The 24,950-nt window shown below is 45.4% G+C and carries 17 protein-coding genes; 8 read left to right on the forward strand and 9 right to left on the reverse strand.

The window, feature by feature from the left end:
- Nucleotides 1-603 precede the first annotated feature (603 nt).
- Genes eif1A through PLL47_RS10680 form a run of 3 tightly spaced genes read left to right on the forward strand, consistent with a single transcriptional unit; the run spans nucleotide 604 to nucleotide 2,274 of the window.
- On the forward strand, nucleotides 604-939 hold the full coding sequence (eif1A, locus tag PLL47_RS10670; RefSeq protein ID WP_324446201.1) for a translation initiation factor eIF-1A: 336 nt from the start codon (nucleotides 604-606) through the stop codon (nucleotides 937-939).
- Between the two features lies 1 nt (nucleotide 940).
- Entirely contained in the window at nucleotides 941-1,729 is a 789-nt protein-coding gene (locus PLL47_RS10675) for a serine protein kinase RIO (protein ID WP_324446186.1), read from the forward strand.
- Nucleotides 1,726-2,274 (forward strand): KH domain-containing protein, encoded by a 549-nt coding sequence (locus PLL47_RS10680; RefSeq protein WP_324446187.1) that lies wholly within the window; start codon nucleotides 1,726-1,728, stop codon nucleotides 2,272-2,274. The genes PLL47_RS10675 and PLL47_RS10680 overlap by 4 nt, the downstream gene beginning before the upstream one ends.
- Before the next feature lie 31 nt (nucleotides 2,275-2,305).
- Here PLL47_RS10680 and PLL47_RS10685 read toward each other — a convergent pair whose 3' ends face one another.
- From PLL47_RS10685 to PLL47_RS10725, 9 genes are all read right to left on the reverse strand, one after another.
- Complete coding sequence (locus PLL47_RS10685) at nucleotides 2,306-3,706, reverse strand: dihydroorotase (protein ID WP_324446188.1); 1,401 nt, start codon at nucleotides 3,704-3,706, stop codon at nucleotides 2,306-2,308.
- Between the two features lie 152 nt (nucleotides 3,707-3,858).
- Complete coding sequence (gene phoU, locus PLL47_RS10690) at nucleotides 3,859-4,509, reverse strand: phosphate signaling complex protein PhoU (protein WP_324446189.1); 651 nt, start codon at nucleotides 4,507-4,509, stop codon at nucleotides 3,859-3,861.
- Nucleotides 4,510-4,514: 5 nt separating this feature from the next.
- On the reverse strand, nucleotides 4,515-5,291 hold the full coding sequence (gene pstB, locus PLL47_RS10695) for a phosphate ABC transporter ATP-binding protein PstB (protein ID WP_324446190.1): 777 nt from the start codon (nucleotides 5,289-5,291) through the stop codon (nucleotides 4,515-4,517).
- A gap of 93 nt (nucleotides 5,292-5,384) precedes the next feature.
- On the reverse strand, nucleotides 5,385-6,242 hold the full coding sequence (gene pstA / locus PLL47_RS10700; protein ID WP_324446202.1) for a phosphate ABC transporter permease PstA: 858 nt from the start codon (nucleotides 6,240-6,242) through the stop codon (nucleotides 5,385-5,387).
- A gap of 68 nt (nucleotides 6,243-6,310) precedes the next feature.
- Nucleotides 6,311-7,201, reverse strand: a complete 891-nt coding sequence (pstC, locus tag PLL47_RS10705; RefSeq protein WP_324446191.1) for a phosphate ABC transporter permease subunit PstC — start codon at nucleotides 7,199-7,201, stop codon at nucleotides 6,311-6,313.
- A 44-nt stretch (nucleotides 7,202-7,245) separates the two neighbouring features.
- Nucleotides 7,246-8,166, reverse strand: coding sequence for a PstS family phosphate ABC transporter substrate-binding protein (locus tag PLL47_RS10710; protein WP_324446192.1), 921 nt, complete (start codon nucleotides 8,164-8,166; stop codon nucleotides 7,246-7,248).
- Nucleotides 8,167-8,669: 503 nt separating this feature from the next.
- Nucleotides 8,670-11,465, reverse strand: a complete 2,796-nt coding sequence (locus PLL47_RS10715) for a DNA-directed DNA polymerase (RefSeq protein ID WP_324446193.1) — start codon at nucleotides 11,463-11,465, stop codon at nucleotides 8,670-8,672.
- Nucleotides 11,466-11,578: 113 nt separating this feature from the next.
- On the reverse strand, nucleotides 11,579-13,633 hold the full coding sequence (locus tag PLL47_RS10720; RefSeq protein ID WP_324446194.1) for a putative cobaltochelatase: 2,055 nt from the start codon (nucleotides 13,631-13,633) through the stop codon (nucleotides 11,579-11,581).
- Between the two features lie 20 nt (nucleotides 13,634-13,653).
- Complete coding sequence (locus PLL47_RS10725; protein WP_324446195.1) at nucleotides 13,654-15,348, reverse strand: MA0829/MM1976 family S-layer protein; 1,695 nt, start codon at nucleotides 15,346-15,348, stop codon at nucleotides 13,654-13,656.
- Nucleotides 15,349-15,763: 415 nt separating this feature from the next.
- On the opposite strand from PLL47_RS10725, the gene PLL47_RS10730 reads away from it, so the two are divergent.
- The 5 genes from PLL47_RS10730 to PLL47_RS10750 form a co-directional block, all read left to right on the forward strand.
- Nucleotides 15,764-16,354: a hypothetical protein gene (locus tag PLL47_RS10730; protein ID WP_324446196.1), complete on the forward strand. Its 591-nt coding sequence runs from the start codon at nucleotides 15,764-15,766 to the stop codon at nucleotides 16,352-16,354.
- Nucleotides 16,355-16,396: 42 nt separating this feature from the next.
- The gene (locus tag PLL47_RS10735) at nucleotides 16,397-17,896 is read left to right on the forward strand and encodes a WD40 repeat domain-containing protein (RefSeq protein WP_324446197.1); all 1,500 of its coding nucleotides are present in this window, start codon (nucleotides 16,397-16,399) and stop codon (nucleotides 17,894-17,896) included.
- A gap of 4 nt (nucleotides 17,897-17,900) precedes the next feature.
- The gene (locus PLL47_RS10740; protein ID WP_324446198.1) at nucleotides 17,901-19,619 is read left to right on the forward strand and encodes a WD40 repeat domain-containing protein; all 1,719 of its coding nucleotides are present in this window, start codon (nucleotides 17,901-17,903) and stop codon (nucleotides 19,617-19,619) included.
- A gap of 9 nt (nucleotides 19,620-19,628) precedes the next feature.
- On the forward strand, nucleotides 19,629-23,447 hold the full coding sequence (gene cobN, locus PLL47_RS10745) for a cobaltochelatase subunit CobN (RefSeq protein ID WP_324446199.1): 3,819 nt from the start codon (nucleotides 19,629-19,631) through the stop codon (nucleotides 23,445-23,447).
- A 13-nt stretch (nucleotides 23,448-23,460) separates the two neighbouring features.
- Nucleotides 23,461-24,950 (forward strand): hypothetical protein (locus PLL47_RS10750; RefSeq protein WP_324446200.1); only part of this gene is annotated, 1,490 nt, incomplete at its 3' end.

Below are 24,950 nucleotides of genomic sequence, written 5' to 3' on the forward strand. Positions count from 1 at the left end.
GAATTAACCGAACCGACAAATCCTCGTCAGTCAGGAAATAACTCCTGACTCCATTTTTAATGAGTAGTAATTCTGCATTTATGATGCAGGAAGTTATAGTTACGCACTCATAGTATTTAAAGGTATCGACGTTCCCGATTGAAAAGAAGGATTTTCAACCAATAAGACTATGAGAAAACCAACCAGCACAAAAAAACTCATGCTGAGACTGGAAGCACATATACACCAATCATAGTATATAAAGCTTATTATTCAGAGAACTTTGTAAAGAAAAAGAAACATAACAGATTATGATATCTTGCTTTTTCAATCCCTGAATTCCTGCTCTGGAATTGTAATTCGAGAGCGGCGCACGCTTGTTTTGCGCGTGAGACATACAAAGGCACATCCAATATATATACCTATCGCTCCACATGCGACTTCGAAAAAAATAATAATAAGAAATGCTTAAAACATAGCAGAAAAGCGCAGCATTAAAATAACAGCAAGAAGTTGAATGCTGCACGACGAATAACCTTAAAACCCAAAAAAAAGAGATATAGGATATTTAAAGGCATAAAAATAAAAAATGAAATAATAATTACAAATTACATATAACGAGGTATCACACTGGCAGACTTAAAGAAACCTACATCAAGAACCGGCCCCAGCACAGAAGAGACAGTAACAAGAGTACGCACCCCGCGCAGAGAAAACAATGAGATCCTGGCAACCGTCGAAAGTCTCCTTGGTGCAAACAGACTCAGGCTCCGCTGTATGGACGGAGTTGTCCGTATGGGAAGAATTCCAGGCTCGATGAAAAAGAAAACCTGGATCAGAGAAGGAGACGTCGTTATTGCCGTTCCATGGGAATTCCAGAACGAAAAGGCAGACGTAATATGGAAATACACAAGGCCGCAGGTAGACTGGCTTGAAAGGAAAGGATACCTGAAAGGATAATATGAGCAGGGATCTGGACAAAAAAATAAAGCGCATCGATAGCGCTAAAGACAAAGCGCGGGCAAGAGAAAAAGACTCTGACCAGCTGAAAGTGGAAGAGAACGTATTTGATGTTCCCACCCTTAAAATCCTTTATACCCTTTCCAATAAAGGAATCATAAAATCAATGGGAGGAGCCATCAGTACTGGAAAGGAAGCAAATGTCTTCTATGCTGAAGGCGAGGAAAAAGAACTGGCAATAAAGATATACAGAATGGCCAGCAGCACATTCAAGGCAATGGACGCCTATATTATGAAAGACCCTCGCTTCACGAACATTCGAAATAACAGACGAGATATTATTTTTGCATGGACGCGCAAGGAATTGCAGAACCTGAAGCGTGCAAAGAGCGCGGGAGTACGGGTGCCTGAACCGATTATTGCTGAGAAAAATATTCTTATCATGGAGTTTATGGGGGAAGAAAAGACACCATATCCTCTGCTAAAGAATACGCCTCTGGAGGACAATGAGGCAAAAAATGTATATGACAGAATTGTTGAATACATGCGCCTCCTCTATAAAGAAGCAAACCTTGTTCATGCTGACCTGAGTGAATATAATATTCTTATTGATCCGGCAGATAAGACCCCGATATTTATCGATATGGGGCAGTCCGTAACACTGGAACATCCCAATGCCAGAGAGTTTCTCTATAGAGACGTGCTAAATATACTCAGGTTCTTCGGCCGCTACGGGATCACGGACAAACCTGAAGAACTGATTTCAAAAATACAGGCGGAAACAACATGACTCAGTATGTCAAAATCCCCAAAGATAGAATCGGAGTAATCATCGGCCCGAAAGGAGAAACAAAGAAGTTCATAGAGGAAAAAACCTCATGCCATCTGGAAATCGACAGCGAAAGCGGAAAAGTCGATGTGACCTGCGAGGAAGATCCATTAAAAGAATTCAGGATTCTTGAAGCCCTCAAAGCCATAGGAAGAGGTTTCAGTCCCGAAAAAGCCTTTGAAATCCTTGATGATGAAATGCTGATGCTCGAAGTGATCGACCTTTCCGATGTTGCCTCCACTCCTAAAGAGCTCCAGCGCATAAAAGGCAGGATTATAGGAAGAAACGGGAGAACCAGAGAGCTTGCGGAAACCCTGATAAATGTCAAGATTTCCGTGTACGGAAAAACCGTATCCATACTCGGCCACCCCGAACAGAACACCATAATAAGGACAGCCATAAAGATGCTGCTCGACGGAGCTACTCACGGCGCAGTCTACAAATTCCTTGAAAAGAAGCACCAGGAACTGCTGCGCTCGCAGCTTGACTCAATCGACTTTTATTGAAAAAATTAATAGGAAGGAGAGTTCCGGAACCTTAATCTGATCCGGTCTCTTCGTAGTCTTCTTCGTCTTCTTCTGATCTTTTTCCACTGCCTTCAAGGAACTTGCCCCTTCCTGGCTTAGCGTTAATGGACTCCTCCATCCAGATTACCTCACCTCTAGACAGAGTATACTCCGGAAAGACCGCATCCATACCTTCAAAAGGTGTCCATCCAGCTTTACTGTGCAGCATATCAGCTCTTATGGGCTGAAGGTTTCGCGGATCCACTATCATAAGGTCCGCATCAAAACCCACTTCAAGCCTGCCTTTTCCCAGGCGGTCCAGTCCAAAAGCTTTAGCAGGGTTCCAGCTTGTAACCATTATCATCTGTGCAAGAGGCAGGATATTTTTCCTGACTGCCGCAAGCATAAGAGGCATAAGAGTCTCAACTCCGGGAACTCCCGACGGAGCAGCCCTGATATCCACATCCTTTTCAGACTCAAGGTGCGGCGCATGGTCTGAAGCTACCATGTCAATAGTTCCGTCATTAAGCCCGTTTACAAGCGCTTTGATGCTGTGGCTTCCCCTCAGAGGAGGGTTCATTTTACCAAAAGACCTGAGCCTTTCCCAGTCCCTTGTAGAAAGAAACAGGTGATGAGGAGTGACCTCACATGTAAAAAGAGGTGCCTTCTTGTCTCTTTTTGCAAGATACTTTTCTTTCCGGATCATACCCACAGCTTCAAGAGTACTTAAATGGCAGAAATGTGCCTTTACCTCGAGCCTGGAAATAAGTTCAAGAGCACTCTGGACAGCCGATGCCTCACATGCATTCGGGCGCACCTTTGAATGATAATCACAGGAAACCTCCCCTTTCAATAGCTGCTCCAGTTCAAGGCGCATCTTTTCGTCTTCAGCATGGATAGTAGCAAGGGCTCCGAGTCTTTTTATCTCAACAAGGGCTTCTTCAAAGTCTTCTTCGTTGATGTTAAGCCCACCCGTAGACTCAGCCATGAAAATTTCCCCAAAAGCGGTAACACCCAGCCTCCATAGCTCCTTGAGCTTCTCTATATTCCCTGTTACACCCCCGTTGATCCCGAAATCTACAATGGATTTCTTCAGCGCAAGTTCGAGCTTCTGTTCAAAAGAGCGCCTGTCCGTTGTAGGAGGTATGGTGTTCGGCTGGTCGATAACAGTAGCAATCCCTCCGGCAGCTGCAGCACATGAGCCTGTGTACCAGTTCTCTTTCAGGGTCATGCCCGGTTCCCTGAAATGAACGTGCACATCAATTCCGGCTGGCAGGGTAAGTGCTCCCTTCGCATCTATTACCATATCCGAACTTGAGACCCGGAAATCTTTCCCTATTTTTGTAATCCTTCCGCCCTCAATAATGATTTCGGCAGGCTGAAGTGAGTTATTATAGTAAATTCTCGTATTTTTGATATGAATATCAGGCATGGGCGTCTATATGCTTAAAACATACTTAAAGCATGTACATAAGCAGGAATTGGGAACCGGGAACGAAAAAGAAGTTAATAAAGGGAGAAAATAAAAAACCAAATCCAGACAAAAATGAAAGAAAAAAGAGAAAAATAGAGAAGTAAAATTTTTTAGTTCAGTTTAATGCGCTCAGCCGTTGCAAGGTAAACAACGCTTTCACATACATTACAGCAGTGGTCCGCAATCCTTTCAATATAACGGATAAGGAAAAGCAAATATGTGGCTTTGGAAATAATGCTCGTGTCTTTTGCCATCATTTCTATCAATTCAACCCAGACTGCATAAAAGAGCCTGTCGACCTCTTCATCCCGGGATGCTATCCCTCTTGCAAGTTCGACATCCTGAGTCTCAAAGGCTTTTAGGGAATTCTCAAGCATATTTGCTGCAATGTCAGCCATTTTTTTCGTATCTATAAGCGGCTTTATATGGCCGCCTTCGAATTTTCCGGGGATTTTAGCAATATTAATTGAAAGCCCCACGATTCTTTTAAGGTCCGCTGAGATCTTAAGTGCGGATACGACAAGCCGGAGATCACTCGCCATAGGCTGCTGAAGCGCAAGCAGGTCGAAAACAGAGGCCTCAATATTTTCCTCGAGTTTATTTACTTCAGGCTCAAGGGCAAGAGTCTTTCTGGCAAGCTCTACATTGAGATCTATAACTGCTTCCATGGAATCGCGGAAGATCAGATCAGACATTTCCCCGAGAGAAAGTACGGACTTTTTAAGCAGATCCAGCTGCTGAAGGTATCGTTCTCTGACCATTTTGATCACCCGAACCTGCCAGTGATGTAATCCTCAGTGCTCTTTTCCTTCGGGCTGTGGAAGATCTGCCTTGTCTGGCCGAACTCGATCAGCTCCCCCATAAGGAAAAAACCCGTATAATCAGATATTCTGGCTGCCTGTTGCATATTATGAGTTACGATTACTATTGTATAATCCTTTTTGAGGTTCATGATAAGGTCTTCAATCCTTGCAGTGGAAATTGGGTCCAGAGCGCTGGTAGGCTCGTCGAAAAGAATAATTCCGGGTTTAACTGCAAGAGTCCTTGCAATACACAGCCTTTGCTGCTGCCCGCCGCTAAGAGAAAGAGCAGAAGATTTGAGCCTGTCTGAGGTCTCTTCAAAGAGAGCAGCCGAACGAAGTGCATCCCTGACAACCCCGTCAATATCCTTCTTATTTACGCCATGGATACGCGGCCCATATGCAACATTATCATAAATTGACATCGGAAAAGGGTTAGGCTTCTGGAAAACCATTCCAATCTGTTTTCGGAGTTCAACAACATCAACACCTTTTCCATAGATGTCCTCGTTTTCGATTAACACTTTACCCTCGATCCTGCAGTTTTTAACAAGATCATTCATCCTGTTAAGGCACCGGATGAAAGTAGACTTGCCGCAACCAGAAGGTCCTATTAGAGCAGTTACACTGTTTCTGGGAACCTGCAGGGATATGTTTTTAAGAGCCTGCTTTTCCCCATACCACAGATTGAGGTTTTCTACTATAATATGAGGCGGAGCTACGTTTTGAATAGTTTCAGTCATTTATTGACCCCAATTATTATGAACCTGATAATTTTTGAAGATTCTATACTTATCTTTGAAGATTCCAAACTTGAGATTTTGTTCGGGATTTAATCAAATTTTCAATTTTTGCCTGTAATGCCTGCGGATAAGAACCGCTATAATGTTCAGTCCCAGCACAATCATCAGAAGAACAAGAGCCGTCCCATACTGAAGGGGCCTGGTTTGAGTGATGTTAGTCCCGGAAGTTGCAAGCACGAAGAGATGGTAAGGGAGAGCCATAAATTCAGAGTAGATCGAGTCAGGCAGCCTTGGCAGGAAATAGGCAGCACCGGTCAGAAGAATAGGAGCAGTTTCCCCTGCAACTCTTCCGATACTCAGGATTGAACCTGTAATAATCCCCGGTATGGCTGCAGGCAGTACCACATGCCTGATAGTCTGCCATTTGCTGACTCCAAGAGCAAGTGAAGATTCTCGATATTCATTAGGAACTGCTATCAGGGCTTCCTGGGTAGAACGGATAATTACCGGGATAATCAGAAGGGAAAGGGTGAGGCAGGAAGCCAGTAAAGAAGAACCGAAACCGAAGTACTTAACAAACAGTGCCAGCCCGAAAAGCCCGAACACTACAGAAGGAGTTCCTGCAAGGTTGCTGATCGCCATTTCTATAAGCCATGTGGTGCGGGTTTCTCCTGCGTATTCATTTAGATATATGGCAGCCATAATACCGGTTGGAAGGGCTGCAGCCATCGACCCTATGATAAGATAAACAGTACCTACGATTGCAGGATAGATACCCCCCTGAGTCATTCTCATGCGGGGCATCTCAGTAAGGAATTCAATGTTGATTGCACTGTACCCGTTGTAAATGATATACGCAAGGATAACCACAACAAAGGCGGCCACTGTCATTGCTGAAAGGGTGAGCAGGGCAAAGGCGATTTTTTCACCGGTTCTTGCGTTCAATCCCATATTCAATCCGCCCTGCACCCGAATAGATTTATGATTGTTTTCATTTGATTTAGAACTCAATTCCACTTTCAGTCCACCTTGAACCTGTATCGTTTTTTGATCGAATCCGCAATCAGGTTAATCAGGAAAGTTATGATGAAAAGCACGGTCCCGACCGCAAAGAGAGCATGGAAATGAGCGCTTCCCTGGGGAACTTCACCCATTTCAAGCGCGATTGTGGCAGTCATCGTCCTTACAGGGTCCAGAATGCCCCCGGGAAAAGAAGGGATTACTGCAGTGTTGCCGGTCACCATCATGAGAGTCATCGTCTCTCCTATAGCTCTCCCAATGCCGAGCATTACGGCGGCCGAAATTCCTGAAAGGGCTGCAGGGACTATGACCTTGTAGATGGTCTGCCACCTCGTAGCCCCGAGAGCAAGCGAACCCTGCTTGAGAGCGCTGGGGACCGAGCTTATGGCGTCTTCAGAAATGGTAATTATCGTAGGAAGAGCCATTATTCCAAGCATAATGGAACCTGTAAGAGCAGTTTGCCCGGTAGGCAGGTTAAAAAGATCCTTCACGACAGGAACCAGGATGACAAGCCCGAAGAACCCGAACACTACAGAAGGAATCCCGGCAAGGATCTCGATAAAAGGTTTCAGGGCATCTGCAACCTTTGGAGGTGCAATTTCAGAGATATAAATGGCAGAAGCAATTCCCAGAGGCACTGCAAAAAGGATTGCTCCGGCAGTAACAATCAGAGAACCGAAGAAGAGGGGCAGTAACCCGAACTGCCTGTTAACGGATGTGGGGTACCAGAACTTCCCTGTGAGAAAATCCAGAAGAGAAGTGTCTTTAAAAAGAAGCAAACTGTCCCTGAACAAAAAAAGGCATATAAGGAAAAGAATGACGACCGTAAGGGCGCTTACCGAGAAGAGCACCGATTCAATCGTTTTCTCCTTATAATTCCAGTTAAACATATTTTTCCCTTGAAGTAACTTTTGTTACTGCTGATTTATTGTAATTATTTCTCTACAGGGAAGTATCCTACTTCAGTAACCAGGCTCTGTCCTGTTTCACTCAGTACAAAGTCGATGAATTCTTTTGTGAGACCTGAAGGTTCCCCATTGGTGTAGAAGTAAAGAGATCTTGAAAGCGGGTACGCGCCGCTGAGGATGTTCTCAGAAGTTGGAGCTTCAGAACCGTTTCCAGCATCAAGGTTTAAGGCTTTGACACTTTCATCAAGGTATGCAACACCGATATATCCTATTGCACTGGGGTTCTGAGAAACCTCTCCCACTATTCCGCCTGTTGCAGGCTGAGTAAGTGCATCAGCTCTGTATTCATCCCCCTGTAATACTTCTTCCTTGAAGTACTCATAAGTTCCGGAACTGCTGTCCCTTGAAATCACCACAATCTTCAGATCCTCGCCTCCAACATCTTTCCAGTTGCTGATAGTTCCATTGTAGATGCCGCGAAGCTGGTCAAAGGTAAGTTCAGAAACAGGGTTTTCAGGATTTACAATAACTGATATGCCGTCATAAGCAATGGTTGTCTCCACAGGGTTGATGCCGTTTGCTTTAGCAGCTTCTATTTCTTCGGCTTTAATTTCTCTGGATGCCGTAGCAATATCTACCTCACCGTCGATGAGAGCAGTAATCCCGACACCTGACCCGCCACCGGTGACGGTTACGCTTTTATCAGAGTTTTCAAGCATGAATTCTTCAGCTTCAGCCTGAGCAAGGGGGAGAACAGTATCTGAACCTTTCAGAGTAATGCTCTGTGACCTGGCTGCAGAAGTTTCAGTCTCAGGAACTGCATCGGAAGATGTTTCTTCAACCTGGGAAGAATCTCCACTATTCTTTTCAGCACATCCTATTCCCAGAAATACAAGTCCAAACACCAGTAACGTGAGGACTGCATATGTTTTTAATTTGTTTACCATATTACACATACTCCATTAAATAATAATAAACTAACAATTTATTGTCATTAAAATGATTTCCAGTACAGAAGATAATAAAAAGAGAGGAATATATAAGGATTCGCCATATACAATATGGGTGAGTATATACAAATAAAAAGTAACCATAAAAATATCTAACTATATACCAAGTATATAAAATATATAATTAAACCAGTGGCTACAGAAATAGAAAATTAAATCCCTGCAGACGGAAAAAGAAGCATATTAAGCCCCGAAAATACATCTCCAGCCCACAAACATTTTTATCCCGCAGGCATATACCGCAACGCCAGTCTGTCTTCGACTCTGCTTAAGAAAAGTTTCTTACAGAGAATAAAGCCGAGTGAGCTAGAGAGAGATTGTATTCAGTTCTCTTGATCTCAGTTCGTTGTTAGAATCCATTAACTTATCCATAAAGTAGTCTGCTTGAGTTAGCAAGAGAGTATTCTAACAGCGTACTCCCGAGGCGCAACTCGGGTGGGTCAGAAATCAAACAATGAACGCTGCTCTGCACGTCCGTTTTCCGGACACTGGGCTTTCTCTTCCTGAGCTATTCCTGTGAGTTTTCTTTGAGAAGACTTTTGTTTTTCCTGTTTTTTCACTTCGGGCTTCTTTGCTTCAAAATCAAAGAGGCCTTTTTGTTTTGAGTCAAAGTCAAGAGACGAAACATTGACCCCGAACACTTCCAGTATGCGTTCTACAGGAGGCAGAATCTGCTTTTTAACATAGTAATCGACATCAATAGGCACATTATGCTCGCGGACGTAGTCAGGGTCTTCGGCGCGGTCTACAAAAAGTCCTTTTCCTGCAACTATAACAAACGGAATCCTTGTCCCTATCGAAGGCATGACCCCTGTCCGTTTTTTCAGGTTTTCCGCAACTGTCAGGTGAGGCTGCCTGTTTTTGTAGCTGTCCGTTTTCCGGGTAAGGGTCCGCGTAAGGACAAGTTTTTCGATAATCCCGGCATCTTTTCCTGGATCAAGGTTTCTGACATCGCTGACCACCTGACGCACATGCTCTACAGCCCTGTCAACGGCGCCCTCTATGAGCACAAGTTCAAGAACTTTGTTAAGAGTGATTGATGTCAGTTCGCACCAGTCCCTCCGAACGGTTTCCATACCTTTGACCTTGATTTTATCTTCCCAGCCCGAGTTTCTGGGCTCAAACAGCCAGAGAGCATAACGCTTCTTTGCGATGAGCAGTGCGCGTTTTGCAATAGATTCAAACTCAAGTTCCATTGGGTCCGGCAGAGAAGCCGAAACAATCTTTGATAATCTGTCCCCTACAAGGCTGACATCTTCAAGGGAAAGATCGCCCTTTGACCTGCAGTGCACAAAAACACTGTCTGTGTCCCCGTAAGCAACTGAAAGTTCAATTATTCTGTCCTCAGGAGAGATTTCTCCTGCTTCTTTCAGAAGTAAAGCTGCCGAGTCCCTCAGGACGATTTTTCCTATACCATTATTAATCAGGTCCCGGGTATTGAGAATATTGCTTCTTCCAAAGCTGGTTACGGCGTTTGCAAGCGTCAGGCTGTAAAGCCTTGCCCTGGCATACCCCGAATAACCGTAAAAACTGTTCAGCAGGATTTTTATTGCAAGCTGGGTCGCATCAAGTACACGGTACTCATCTTTATCCGAGGTCCGCTTCATCCTCTTCTTTGTTTCTCCCCTCTTATTAAGCAGGTCTTCAAGAATAGAAGGCACAATTCCCCTGTAGACCTCAGGAGGCACGAATTCTCCACCTGAAGGGGGTTTTATAGTTTCCACATCAGGCCTGTCCCTGGTCACAACTGTTGTGTAACAGAGGTTATGAGCCATCATGATGGTCGGATAAAGGGACTTGTAGTCAAGAATCAGGACATTTTCCAGAAGTCCTTTTTTCGGCTCCAGCACTTCCCCGCCTTTCAGGTCAGAACTCATGTCATACCTTTCTGCCGAAAGTTCGTCTCCCGGCTTTGGAAGAATTACCCTGTCCCTCAGCCCGAATTCCCTGAGGAGAAGGGTCTCGACCATGGAAGTCTGGCCCCCGTCAACAATCTCCTGGAGAAGGCTCCCGCTTACCTGGGCAAGGGCAATATATTTGTCAAGAAGCCTCAGCTCAAGGACAAGCTCAAGGGCAAGCTCGGCGTCCCTGCGTGAATAATCAACGAATTTCCGGAATTTTTCCCCGGAGTCGTTCCAGTACTCTTCCATTTCCAGAGGAGGTACATCAAGTTTCTCACGGCTCAGAAGTTCCTTTGAGACGGCCCTCAGAGTATACTGCTTCAGGCTGAAAGCTCTTCTTACAAGCGGCAGAGCATCCACAACCACCCTTCCTTTAACCTCGGTCCGTGTGATGAGCCCGAATTTTCTATAACCTATATGGCTGCCGTCCCTTCCGACAACAGGATTAATCACCTTCCCTTCTGCAGTGAGGGCTTTTACTCTGTCCGTTATGTAAGGAATATCAAAATCCTGGTGGTTATATCCTGCAACAATATCAGGGTCATATTCGGAAAAAATCTCGAAAAAGAGGTTCAGCATCTCTGTTTCGTCTTTGCAGGGGAAGACATCGCCGTTCATGCCTTCAGCAGGTTTTGCCAGCAGGATAAGGGTCTTATGCCCTTTATACTCAGGCTCGAAAGAGAAACTGATCATGACTATGGGCGAGACATCCGGAGAAGGCATCCCTCCATCAAGGGGCAGACACTCAATATCAAAAGAAAGGTATTTCAGGGGAGCAATGCTCAGGTTTTCAATCCTTTTTAACTCAGACCCGAGGATTGAAATATCGCATGCAAACTTTTCGCAGCGGGAATTTCCTGCAGAACCTGCCTTTAAGTACCTGACAGGATCAACCGGCTTTCCTTCTGCAGAAACCCAGACCATCCCTCCAAGGTCCCGGTCAATTAAAAAACGGTTTCTGAAAAGAATATCACTTTCATAGACCTGCCAGTCGCCTCCGGCTTTCAAAACATCCTGGATCTTCAGAATCTCGCCCCTGATCTCAGGAACATCCTTCGGCAGATTGGTGGTAATCCTGAGCATCTCTGTCTTTGTTTTCTGATATCCTACAGGCTCAAATTTCTCGACGATTTCGACCTTCTTGACCTGCTCAAAAGTATCTTTTATGAGCCTTGCTACAGCGTGCAGGTCTCCTGAAGCCTTGAGATAAAAGTAAGGCTCAAAATCCGGGACAAAGCAGCATACACTCTTTCCGTCCGCACCCCTGCCGAAGAGGCGGATGACAGGACTACTGTCAACGATTTCGTAATCTGCATCCAAGATCTGAAAATCCATAGGGATGGTTTACAGCTTAAGGTAGACATATAGCTTTTGTTGTATTTTTGAGAAATAGGATCTGATTTTTAAAAAAGCCTTCCAGATGCGAAAAATAGGCAGCCCCGGGAAACTCAAACAGAAAAAGAGCCTGACTGCGGCATAATTTCAAAAGGGGCTGAAGCTCGAACGGCATCAACTATAGAATCTGCTTTTAAATTCTCTAAAGTAAAGTATGTAGCTCCAAGGGCCGTAGATATCTGCTGTGCAAGACCGAATCTTATCATACTGCTTTCCGTATCAATTACGGCAGACTGTATGCCTTCCTCCCTTAACCTGGAAGCCACCGCAGTTATTTCCTGAAGGGGAGGTTCTCCGTTCATGCTTACATTTGCCCTGCCGTCAGATATCAGGACCATAAATGGGCAGGTATCTGGATCACGCCGGAGTTCAGCTTTTATGACCTCATACCCTTTAACAAGCCCTCTGGATAAAGGTGTCTTTCCGCCAGTAGGCATTTCTTGTAAATACTTTTGAGCCAGTTCAATGCTGGAAGTCGGAGGCAGCAGCAGTTCTGCACTATTCCCTTTAAAAGCAATAAGCCCGACTTTGTCCCGCTTCTGATAGGCATCCATAAGCATTGAAAGGACTGCCCCTTTGGAAGCAACCATGCGCTGCCTGGCTCCCATAGAACCGCTGGCATCCACCACAAAAAGAACAAGGTTGCCGATCTTTTTCTCCCTGACCTTTTTTCGAAAATCGGATTCATGAACTACTATGGAATTTCCGTTCTTTTCCCGTGTGAGCTGATAGGGAGCCGCTGCCCTCAAAGTAGCATCAAATGCAATGTCTGTGGTTTTTTCGTGGGGAATTGTACTCTTTATATACCTGCCCTGTCTGGAGCTGGTAAGGGTTTTACTGCGTCTTCCTGACCCTTTTCTGTCAGCCCTTATAAATTCGGGAGATAATTGTTTTACCTGATAGGTATCCCCTGCAGCAAAAACAGTTTCTGAGGAGGCATCAGGCTGCTCCTCATTCTGGTTCTGTTTGTTTTCCGGCTGCTGTTCTCCGGGATGTTCGTGAGCTTTTTCAGGATTTTCTTTACGTTCCTGCTTCTGCGGTTCCTGTTTATTTTTTTCTTTTTCTTTCTGTTTTTCCCTGTGGTTTTCAATGCTTTCGTCCAGTTTGTCCTGCTTGTTGGAATGGGAATCAAAAGGCTTCCTGCGCATGCGGTGAGAGAGCACCAGTTCTGCAGCTTCTTTTACGTCCTCTTCATAGACATCTGTTCTTCCATTAAAAGCTGCAAGGGTTATTGAGGCTTTCATCATCGTGATGTCTGCCCTGTGCCCGTCGACCCCCATATCAACACAGATCTGGCTGATCAGCTCAAGCATGTCATCCGAAATCCTGACTTCGGAAAGCAGCTTCTTAGCATTAAGAATCTGTCCGCAGAGCTCTGTTTCGGCAGCCTGCCAGTTTGCTGCAAAAGCTTCAGGGTCTGCCTCATAACTGAGCCTGTATTTTATAAGCTCAACTCTTCTGGACACATCGTTGATGCCTTTTACATCCACACATAAGCCGAAGCGGTCCAGCAGTTGAGGTCTGAGTTCTCCTTCTTCTGGATTCATGGTACCTACAAGCACAAAGTTCGCAGGATGGGAGTAAGAAATCCCTTCGCGTTCAACAGTATTTACTCCCATTGCCGCAGAATCAAGGAGCACATCCACAAGATGGTCATCCAGAAGGTTGATTTCGTCCACATACAGGATGCCCCTGTGCGCCATTGCAAGCACACCAGGTTCAAATCGTTTTTCCCCTTTCTTTATGGCATGTTCGATGTCAAGGGTTCCGACAACCCTGTCTTCGGTTGCACTTACTGGAAGGTCCACTACCTTCATTTTTATCCGGGAAACCCTCAGGCTTCCGTCTTTTAGTTTTTCAAGGCATTCCTCACACAGTTCGTTTCGGTTTTCAGGGCTGCATTTGAATTTGCAGCCTTCAACAACTTCGATTTCAGGCAGGAGGTTGGCAAGAGCCCGGACTGCGGTTGATTTGGCAGTGCCTTTTTCTCCCCGGATAAGGACTCCGCCCAGTTTAGGGTTGATGAGATTCAAGACAAGAGCTTTTTTCATTCTCTCCTGCCCGACTATAGCAGTAAAAGGATAGACAGCAATATTGTGGTTCTTCATGGTTTTGCCTCAGTGTATTTTCAGGCACCTATCAGGTATTCTTCGATACTCATGGCAGGTATGGACCAGCTCGAAACGGATGGAAGGATAGACTCCGCATTTTCCACCTTATTCATGAAAGGGTAAAAGGTCAGGGAACGCTTTCCAGAACCTGTCTTTTCAAACAGTCCAATCCGAATTTCTTCCGTCACATTGATTTCCGACCCCGGCAAGACTACGTCCTTATTTTCGAGCCTGAGTTTTGGATAAGTCTCAACAACCGTAAGCTCTCCGAATTTCTTTCCGTAATCCAATTCAAGAGGGCTGTCAGAGAAGTGCAGAAGGTATTTCAGGTTAACAGCAGAGAGTTCCGCGCCCTGCATAACACTGTCAACATATACTGAAAAGAGAGGCACTTCAACGCCGTTTAATTCCTTTTTGTAGAGGAAGGTGTGAGTGCCCAGGTCCGCCGATTTGCCTGGGGAGATTATGCTTGAATAAACCGGGAGGTTGTTTCTGGAAAGAGTAAGGCAGGCATTATCCGAATCAAGGTCAGTCACTTTAAGGGTATATCCTTCTTTCAGGTCGTATTCTTCACCGGGATAGAGTATTTTATCGTCCTCTTCCAGAAGAATATTTACAATCCCGTTGTCAGTTCCGAGATATGCATATTCTTCACCATTCCAGCCAAGTACGGAATATCCCTGATTGAACCATTCCACTCCATAGTCCGCCATTTCAGGGTTTTCATATGCGACCTTAACTGGCAGGGATTCATAAACCAGACAACCTTCCGGGATAGAGTCACTTCCAGTATCAAGAGAGATCTCGATTCTTTCGGTACTGATATCGTATTCAGGGTCATAGAAAAGCATACCAAAAGAATCGGCTGTCCAGTTGCAGGAATCGGGAGAAGAATCAGAGCGGTTTACAGTTAAGGATGTACCCCTGATCTTATACGATTTTATGGTATCCTCGGTCATGTTGTAAGAACAGGCCCGATACACATTATCAGCAACTCTAAAATCAATCAGGTCTTCAAGAATTGTTATATAATCTCCTGGCTGCATCCAGATAGGTGCTTTGTTTTTCAACTCGATACTCCTGTTCGTAACCGCAGTGACTTCGAACCTGCCATATTCGTCTCCTTTTTCGATCCTGATGGGCATATCCGAATAATGGTTTACGCTTTTAAGGCGCACAATGGGATCCTTGCTGTCAAGAACCTTTTCGAGAGTTCCTTCCAGGATCACATATTCTGTGCCGTTGACCTCTGTTGTGAAGTTAAATTTCGAGCCTTCTTCTATGGTTTTGTTAGTAATCGAAACAGAATTTTTTTGGAAGTCAAGCAGGGCGTAATTCCCGTTTACACCTTCAAGAACCAGTTTACAGCCGTTTCCGAGGTCAAAATCATTTCCCCGTTGAAGATCACGGCTTCCAGAGCTGATAAGGCTTTCACTGATCAGCCCGTCCTCAAGAACCTTATATTTCTTCCCGAAAAAAGCAGTGTAACCGGAGGTGATTTTGCAGGTATAGACCGCATCTCCGGAATCAATAAACCCGTCTTCTGAAAAAGTAAGTTCCAGAGACTCATAATATGTCCCGGAAGTGGCGGAATAATAAAAACCCGGAAAGTTTTCTGCATTGAGGATGTGATGATCTCCTGCTGAGATATTCAGTATCTGCCCCCTCTGCTCAATAGCACCTTCTACTGGAATGGTAATAAATAAAACCATTAGTAAGAAAAAAACAACATGAATAAATCGTAAAATTAAGTGATTACTACAAATATTATCCATAAGAATGGCAACATTAGTATTACTAAATAATCCTTTCGTTTTTTTGATTTGAAAAAACAAAGATACCTATGAGAAAAAGACTTAAATGAAACTTATTTTTGAGTTTGAATCTTTTTCCTTTTGATAAAAAGACAGTTAAAAATGATTACTGATAGCGAAAAAGTTAAAAAGTAAACTGGAAAAAATTTAGTTCTTGCGATTGACATAAAAACCTGAAGTTTATTTTTTGCAAATATAATTCTTAAAATTAGTTCTAAATATTAGCCATAATTTTAAAGTAAGTATGAATATATTTGCAAAATTTAAGATTATTTAGAAATATTTATTAAGCAAAACCAAATGATATTTTTTCATGCCCTCCGGAAAAAAAACTGCGATGGGATTAGTATTTCTGCTCTTTGCAGTTATGGCTGTGCTGTATTTTCAAACAGTATCAACTGAAAAGATAGTTTATGAGGAAAACTTTGAGGACAGATCCGGTATTGAAGGAGACTTTCTCAGATGCGGAGACAGCACACTTTATCTGGAAACTCAAAACTCTTCACAGACCGGGGAAGGAGTATGGAATAAAAATGTAAGCCTGTCTCCAGGAAAGATTTCCTGGAGCTGGAACGGGCAGGACACAGATAACTTCAGCCTCTGGTTAAAGGTCTCATTCAGCGATCATAAATCCATTTACTATGTTGCAGCAGGGAGCAGAAACCCGCAGTCTGAAGGAGATTATTACAGGGACCAGGAAAACAGGCGGCGCTTTTCTCCTTCCGTTTTAATCGCAGGGATTCAGATGGGCCCGGTTGAAAGAGATCTCATTGCGGATTATACCAGGTACTGCGGCCCTGCTGAAAATATAAGGGTTGTGGGAATGAGTGCGGGGCTTGGAGACAACAGCACCGGGCACATGAACAGTTTGAGAATATCAGACCTGAAAATCTACGGCCAATAATAAAACCAATCAAAAGAGCCTGAAAACCAGAGGAGCCTGGAAATGAAAATAAGCAGTATTACACCAGTACTCATACTTACAATTATTTTTTTAGTCTGCTCAGGATGCGTATCTTCCGACATAATATCTTCAGACAATACATCTTCAAATGAGAGCGATGAAAATGCAGGAGAAGGCTCAGGCAGTGAGCAAATAAATACGGCATCTTACGAAAAGTCTTCACCTTACCTTTACTGGGAGTATGACCTTGGAGACATATCCCCGGAAAACATAAGTGAGGGACGGTCAAACGCCCAGAACTGTGTAAGGTACAGTACGGACGGAAAATACGTAGCTGCAGGGACAGGAAAAAACCTTACAGTCCTGGAAGTGGCAGATAAAAGCGTGCTCTGGGAAAAGACTCTCAAAGGAAATATCTCAGACCTTTCTTTTTCAAAAGACGGAAAGTACCTGTTTGTGGGAGAGAGAAGCGCTGACGGCTTCATATATTCCCTTGATGCCGGCACAGGAGAGGAAATAAACAGCTACAAAACTGCAAACGACCTGGGAACCGGCAAGGACCTCAAAAACCAGCCCTGTATATACAAAATAACGGCTGTCGATGACGCTGTGTATATTGCAGCAGGAAGATACTGGAAAGATTCAGGGTATGAGCTGGCTTCAAGGGTTTACAGGTTCAGCCCGGACGGCACCCTTTCCTGGAAACTCCCGGCTGCCGAAAATTACCCTCTGAGTGTAAACTGGATTGATTCAAGCCAGGACGGAAAAAATGTCGTATTTTCAGCAGGGGACTGGACAAATTCCCTTGAAACCAGTGCAGTCATTTACTCTGTGGACGAAAGCGGAGACCTGCGCTGGAAATATGAAATCCCGCCTCTAAGACCCTATTTTGTATCTGCCGCAGTCTGGCACGGACTTGATGTTTCAGATGACGGCTCCATGATAACTGCCTGTACAGGAGACGGAAGGAAGTACCTGTTTTACGATTCCGAGATGAAGGGACCAGGAGACGGAAAATCCGAATGGTACTCCGAAGAATTGCAGTCCAATGTGACAACTCCGGAAGAGCTGGAAGGAAGTGTCATCTACACTTATGGCGAAGACGCGAAAATCGCATCGGAAAATGAAATACTCTACCTTACAGGAGCTACACTTCCTGCATACTATCCCGGAAACGTCCCTATGGCGCACCCCCTTGAAAATTCTCTCATATCATCTGATGTGGAGACAGGAGAAACTTCCTGGACATACAGCCTCGGCGGGCGCTGTGCAGGTATTTTTTGCTCCCCTGATATGAGGTACATTGTCCTGCCAGTCGGAAAAGATACGTCATCAGGCAATACCCGGGTCCACGGAGTCCATGTATTCGATTCCCGAAAATCCGGAAACGGGAACTCAAAGCTGGTCTGGACCTTCAATACCGAAGGAGTTGTTGTGAATGCCGCGGTTTCTTCAGACTGTACCGTAGCCGCAGTTGAAGTCCCTCTGAAGCTCGAAAATGGTGATGTAACCGGAAAACACAGGTTAATAATTGTCAGGTGAGAGAATGAAATGGAAATCGTTGATAGTCCTGCTTATTGTGATTTTAATGGCTTCGGGATGCGCTGAAAAAAGCCAGGAATCCGATAGCAATGCATCTTTTCAGGATTCGGAATCAGGGATGCAGGACACACAGGGAATAAGCAGTTACTCAGAAGGAGTGCACATAGACTCGGTAGTTTTCTCAAGGACTGGAGCTCTTCTTACTCTGAAAAGTACGGCAGAGATCTCGGAAATCAGGGTTTACTCTGGAGAAGAACAGATAGCTTCTGAGAAGATTGGAGAAACAGAAGACAATGTCTTTGCTTCCTTTGACTGGACTCCAGAAGCCCGATACAGGTTTGAACTGATTACAGGTTCAGGGGCGTCAAGCACTATTGAAGCATATGCCCCGTCAAAGCCTGCCCTGAAAGAGGAATATACCATAGAACTTGAAGATGTAACTCCGGGACCCATAGACAAAACCTCGCAGAATGTAGAAGGTGCGTTGAAATTTTCTCCTGACAGCAAATACCTTGCAATCGGAACCCACGGAGGCTCTCTGAAACTTATAGAGCTTGAAACAGGTGAAAAGGTCTGGGAAAAACAGCTCGTTGAAGGGATAGCCGATGCAAGAATTGCAGACATAGAGTTTTCAAAAGACGGCAAACGCCTTTTTGTGGGAGAAGAAAGCCCGGACGCTTTTCTCTATTGTTTTGATGTTAATGGCACAGAAATCTGGAAATTTGGGGCAGGCACGGAGCTTGGCTCAGACCTCAAGTACATGCCTGCCATGAAAAAAATAAAGCTTGATTCCGAAGGAAATATCTACGTCGCTGCCAGCAGAGCCTGCGGCTATATTGGTGAGAAATACAAATACCTGGCAAAAGTCTATTCCTTTGATCCTGAAGGAAATCTGCGCTGGAAATTCCCGGATTCAGAAACCATGGACTCGGGAGTTACATGGATTGATGCAACACCTGACGGTAAATACGCTGTTTTTGGCACCACCTGTTTTACAGAAGCAGATAAGTGGAAAGAAGGAACTGTCCATGTCCTGAACGGAAACACGGGAGAGGAACAATGGAGCTACCATATAGATCCGGTTGAGCCGTTTTTTGACTATTCCGCAATCTGGTACAGCACACAGATCACTCCTGACGGGGAAAAGCTGATAACAATGACAAGCGACGGCAGGGCATTTTTATTCAATAATTCCGAGATCATCGAAACCGGAACCCCGGAAATTGCATGGGAGCAGAACATCTCAACCCCGATAGTCGTGAGCGGAGTTCCCATCTACGGCAGTGCGAACTATGCTTACATTGTTAATGATACCCTGATCTTTTCAATAGGCAGCACCTTCTCCAAAGATAAAAACAAGGACGCTCCGTTTGAACATCCGAGCGGAAACAGTCTTTTTGCATATGATTATGACGGTAGCCTGCTCTGGAAATGGAGAGTGGACGGCTATGCAGGAGAGTGTGCACTTAACGACCGCTACCTTGTGATTCCGCTTGCCCAGAACCTGGTAACAGAGGACAGAAGCGTACACGGAGTATATGTCTTTGATGTATCAAAAAGTGGAGGTGCAAGCTCTAGGCTCATCCAGACTTACAATACGGAAGGGATAACGGTGGCTGCCGATATCTCGCCTGACGGCAGGTATATTGCAGCCCTGGAAGCTCCTTCAAGGCTTGAAGACGGCACAGTGCTCGGAGAATATAAAGTTCATATCCTGAGCTGAGGAGGAAGTATGAAAATCGTTTCAGTAACGTGGAATTCATACATTCCCACCCTTTTAAGGGCAGCAGAAGAATTAGGAATAGAACTTGAGGCTTACTACTCAAAAATCCTCGAAGAAAACCCCGAAGAAGCTGAAAGCGTGCTCACCACTTGTGAGAATGCTGATGCCATATTCCTTTATCACATAGCCAACCCCTTCTGGGAAGATTTCTATAAAAGGATTGAACCGCTAAAAGCAGAGAGACCAGTAATCTGTGTAGGGAGCAACCCCTCAAGTTTCACTCTTTCATCAGTAAAACTCGAAATCGCAGCCACATGTTTTTCATATATGATTTACGGCGGGGAAGAAAACTTCAGCAACATGCTCAGATACCTCTTAAAAGAGGTTTTCGGGGCTGAAATAGAAACAAATCCTCCTGAAAAAATACCCTGGGACGGACTCTATCACCCTGATGCCGAAAAAATGTTCCCGGATATTCAGGAGTACCTTGACTGGTACGGACCCCTTAAAGACAAAACAGTGGGGCTGCTCATCTCAAGGACCTCCTGGGTAAATAACGAACTTGAGATTGAGAAGGCTCTGATAAAGGATTTTGAAAACCTGGGCTTATCCGTCATCCCTGTTTTTGCATACTCTCTGAAAGACGAGGAACTTGGAAGCAGGAGCATGGAAGAGGTCATAGAATCATATTTTATGAAAGACGGCAGACCCATCATAGACTGCCTTGTGAAACTCTCTCCATTCTTCATTGCCAGCAGCAAGGCAAAAGAGAGGGAAGCCTCATGTGCAGCAAAGGGTGTAGAGTTACTGAAAAGACTTGACGTGCCTGTTATCCAGCCTGTAATTTCACACTATATGACTATAGAAAAGTGGAAGGAGTCGCAGGGCTTGAGCACCGAGATCGGCTGGAGTGTTGCTCTGCCTGAGTTTGAGGGCGGGATTGAGCCCATCATAATAGGCGCAGGGAAAGTGGAAGAAAACTACATGGGGCGTTTTCCTATAGAGGACCGCTGTTCAAAACTTGCATCCAGGGTCCTGAAATGGATTAAACTCCGGAAAAAACCTGTCGACGACAGAAAAGTCGCTTTTATCCTCCACAACAAACCCTGCACAGGAGTTGAAGGCTCGGTAGGAGGTGCTGCCAACCTTGATTCCCTTGAAAGCCTGGCAGGAATCCTGAACCGTATGCAGGAGGCAGGATATGCTGTCAATCCTCCACGGGACGGCAAGGAGCTGATAGACACAATCCTGAGCAGAAAAGCAATTTCCGAGTTCAGGTGGACTCCCATAAACGAGATAGTAAAGAACGGCGGAACTCTCGCTTTTGTGGGAAAAGAAGAATATGAGGAATTTTTCAACACCCTGAGCCCGGCTGTCAGGCAGAGGGTAATTGAGAGCTGGGGAAACCCTCCGGGAGAAGAGGTCAACGGCATCCCTGCTGCAATGGTCTATGAAAATAAAATCGTTGTCACAGGGGTGCAGTATGGGAATGCTGTGGTCTGCGTACAGCCAAAACGCGGATGCTCAGGAACAAGGTGTGATGGGAGGGTCTGCAAAATCCTTCATGACCCTGATGTCCCTCCAACCCACCAGTACCTGGCGACCTACAGGTACCTTGAAAATACATTTGGAGCCGATGTGCTCGTGCATGTTGGAACCCACGGAAACCTTGAATTCCTGCCCGGAAAGGGAGTGGGGCTTTCGGAAGACTGCTACCCGGACATAGCAATCGGGACAATTCCCCACCTCTATATCTACAACTCAGACAACCCTCCCGAAGGAACGATTGCCAAACGCCGGAGCCTTGCCTGCCTGGTTGACCATATGCAGACAGCCATAACTGCAAGCGGACTTTATGAAAGCCTTGCAGAACTTGACAGGCTGCTCGGGGAATACGACCAGGTAAAACACGATAAAGGAAGGTCGCACGCTCTAAAACACCTGATACTTGACGAGATCAAAAAATCGAACCTTGACTCCGAGATAAAAGCAGACCATAAAACTCCTTTTGAAGAAATAATAAGAAAAGCTCATGAAGCCCTCAGCAGGATAAGGAACAGCCAGATCCACCACGGGATGCACATATTCGGGCAGATTCCTGAAGGCGAGAAAAAAGTGGAGTTCATAAACTCCATTTTAAGGTATGATGACCAGGGAAATAAGGTTTCTATACGGAGGCTGATTGCGGAAATTATGGGGCTTGACCTTGACGAACTGATCTCAGACCAGAGCAGGATTTCAGAAAACGGGAAGTCAAATGGTCAGAGGCTTGAAGAAATTGATTCCCTTTCAAAAGATTTCATCAGGACATTCATAAATAACCCGGAAAAAGAACCGTCCTTGATAATCAGAGAGATTTTTTCAGGGAAGGGCATAAACCCTGCCTTTATTCAGGAAGCTTCTGAAATCTGTGAAAGGATCCTTGACCTTGAGTCCAGAATTGATGCTTCTCTGGAGATCGAAGCCCTTCTGCACGGCTTTGAAGGGGGATACATTCCTGCGGGTCCTTCGGGGCTAATCATGCGCGGAAAAGATGATGTATTGCCCACAGGCAGGAATTTCTATTCTCTTGATCCCAGAAGGGTCCCTACAAAAGCTGCATGGAGGGTCGGGCAGCAGCTTTCGGGTGTGCTGATCAACAAACACCTCAGAGACGAGAACCGTTACCCTGAGAATGTGGGCTTTTACTGGATGGCAAACGATGTCATGTGGGCTGACGGGGAAGGAATGGCGCAGATAATGAGCCTTCTCGGGGTCGAACCTGTCTGGCTCAGCAACGGGCACCTGAAAGGGTTCTCTGTTATTCCACTTAAAGAATTGGGCAGGCCCAGGATTGATGTTACTGTAAGAGTTTCAGGAATCCTGAGGGACAATTTCCCTAACTGCATGGAAATAATAGACGAAGCAATCCAGGCTGTAGCTTCTCTTGACGAACCTGAGGAGATGAACTATCCAAGAAAACACAGCCTCAGGATGCTTGAAGAAGGAGCTGATGCAAGAGAAGCTACGTTAAGGATCTTTTCAAGCAAACCCGGAACCTATTCGGCAGGAGTGCAGCTCGCAGTCTATGCAAGTGCCTGGAAGGACGAAAAGGACCTGGCAGACATCTTCCTTTACTGGAACGGTTATGCATACGGAAAAGATGTTAAAGGCAAAGTGGCTCACACCCAGCTTGCTTCGAGCCTGAAGACTGTTGACGCTACCTTTAACAAAGTGGTCAGCGATGAGTACGATCTCCTGGGCTGCTGCTGTTACTTTGGGGTTCACGGAGGGCTCACGGCTGCTGCAAAGCAGGCTTCGGGAAAAGATGTAAGGGTCTATTTCGGGGATACGAGAGAACCTCAGCACGTTGAAGTCCGGGACATGGCGGATGAAATGCGCAGGGTGGTAAGAACAAGGCTCCTGAACCCGAAATGGATCGAAGGCATGAAACAGCACGGGTATAAAGGTGCACAGGACATCTCTAAAAGGGTTGGAAGAGTCTACGGCTGGGAAGCTTCCACTCAGGAAGTGGACGACTGGATCTTTGATGACATAACAAAGACATTCGTTCTTGATGAAGAAATGCGCAGGTTCTTTGAAGAAAACAACCCCTATGCCCTTGAAGAGATGGTACGCAGGCTCCTTGAAGCGCAGTCAAGAGGTCTCTGGAACCCGGATCCCGATGTTCTGGAAGAGCTTAAAAACTCCTACCTTGAAATCGAGAGCTGGATGGAAGAGCTGGCAGGAGAAGGAGAGTTTCAGGGCGGGTCTGTGGACATCATGAGCTTTGAAGATGTTCCCGACTGGGATAAAAAGATGCAGGAAATCCGAAAAATCCTCAAATAAAAAGGGCTGCGGAATGAAAAACATAGCCTATTTCCTCCTTGTACTGGTTCTTGCATTGCAACCGGCAGCAGTCCGGGCTCAGGAGGATTTTGACCCGGAAGAAATGACCTCATTCATACTTCAAGTCCCGCACGGCGTGGAAGGGAACGGACTTGCAGTAGGAGGCAGCAACCTTTCCGCATATGTTTTTTTTGAGAGCTATTATAACGGGAACATGAATGTGACGGTGGAGCTCGATTTACCTGAAGGTTTTATTCTCCGGGAAACGCCTGTTCATACCTTTTCTCTTCAGACCGAGTATGAAGACTGGTACAGGCTGCTGGATATTTACATTCCAGAGGATCTGCCTTCCGGAACCTACAACATAACTGCAACCGCTGTTATTGATGTTGAGGGGAATGAACATAGCACTGTACGCAGAACCCAGCTCAGGGTTGCTTCAAAAGAGGAAGTTGCAGATGAGATTTCAGTCTCCGCACTGATAATACCGTCAGATGAGGATGGATATGGAGACCCGAGCCGCCCTTCCAATACCCTGGTTATCCGGGAAACGTCGCCTGTCATCAAAAAGCTGCTTAAGGTTACGGACCTCAAGATCAGCAGGGAGGAACTCACTTCAACCTTTATGGGAGTGGAAGTTTCCAATAAAGGAGACAGTACAGTCCCCGTCACAATCACCTATGATATCCTTGACATTAAGACAGGAGAGCCTGTAAAAGCCTTCAAGCCCGCCCTGATGGGGATGAAAGCAGATACTTTCTGCTATGCCGCGTTAACACTTCCTCCGGGCTCAAGTTCGCTGGTAAGCCTCCCGATCTACATATCGGACAATGCGCTTGGTGGAGACTATCTGCTGAGAGTAGAGGTAAAAATCACAGGCAGTGACTGGGTCGCAGTGACACAGGACCAGAAAATAACTGCGATCTCAAGAAAATGGGGGCCCATAATGGTTACATTTGCCTCCACATTGGTCGGACTGACTGCAGTAAGCCTCTTTTTCTCAAGGTCAAAAGAAATAATGGCCGGATTTAAAACCCGTAACATTGTGCTGATCTCCCTTTTTGGCACCGTTTCCTTTGCAGCCATAAACCTTCCAATGACAATCCTGTGGGAGCTGTCCCATGCGGTATTCGGGCCTTTCAGTTTCCTGTTTACCGGCCTCTTTTATGAGATCCTTCTTTACATGCTCATTACCTCTCTTGTTGTCCTGATCCCAAAACCCGGAGTTGTAAGCCTTTTTATGACGGTCAGGTTCCTGCTGGGAGGCTTTATAACCGGGAGCTTCACCCCGATCACTTTCATAACGCTGTCTGTGAGTGCGGTAATTCTGGAGGTAATCATGTATGCCGCAGGAATAACCGGCAAAAACCCTGATCCAGAAAACAGGTTCAGGATGGGTATTGTCTGCGGAATCGCGGACATGATCAGCGGGTATACGTCCTTCAGCGTCTGGATGGTGCTTTATCGGCTGTTTTACAGCAGCTGGTACATAACGGCGAATAT

The organism is Methanosarcina sp. (genome assembly GCF_035390745.1).
In the GTDB taxonomy this organism is placed as follows: Archaea; Halobacteriota; Methanosarcinia; order Methanosarcinales; family Methanosarcinaceae; genus Methanosarcina.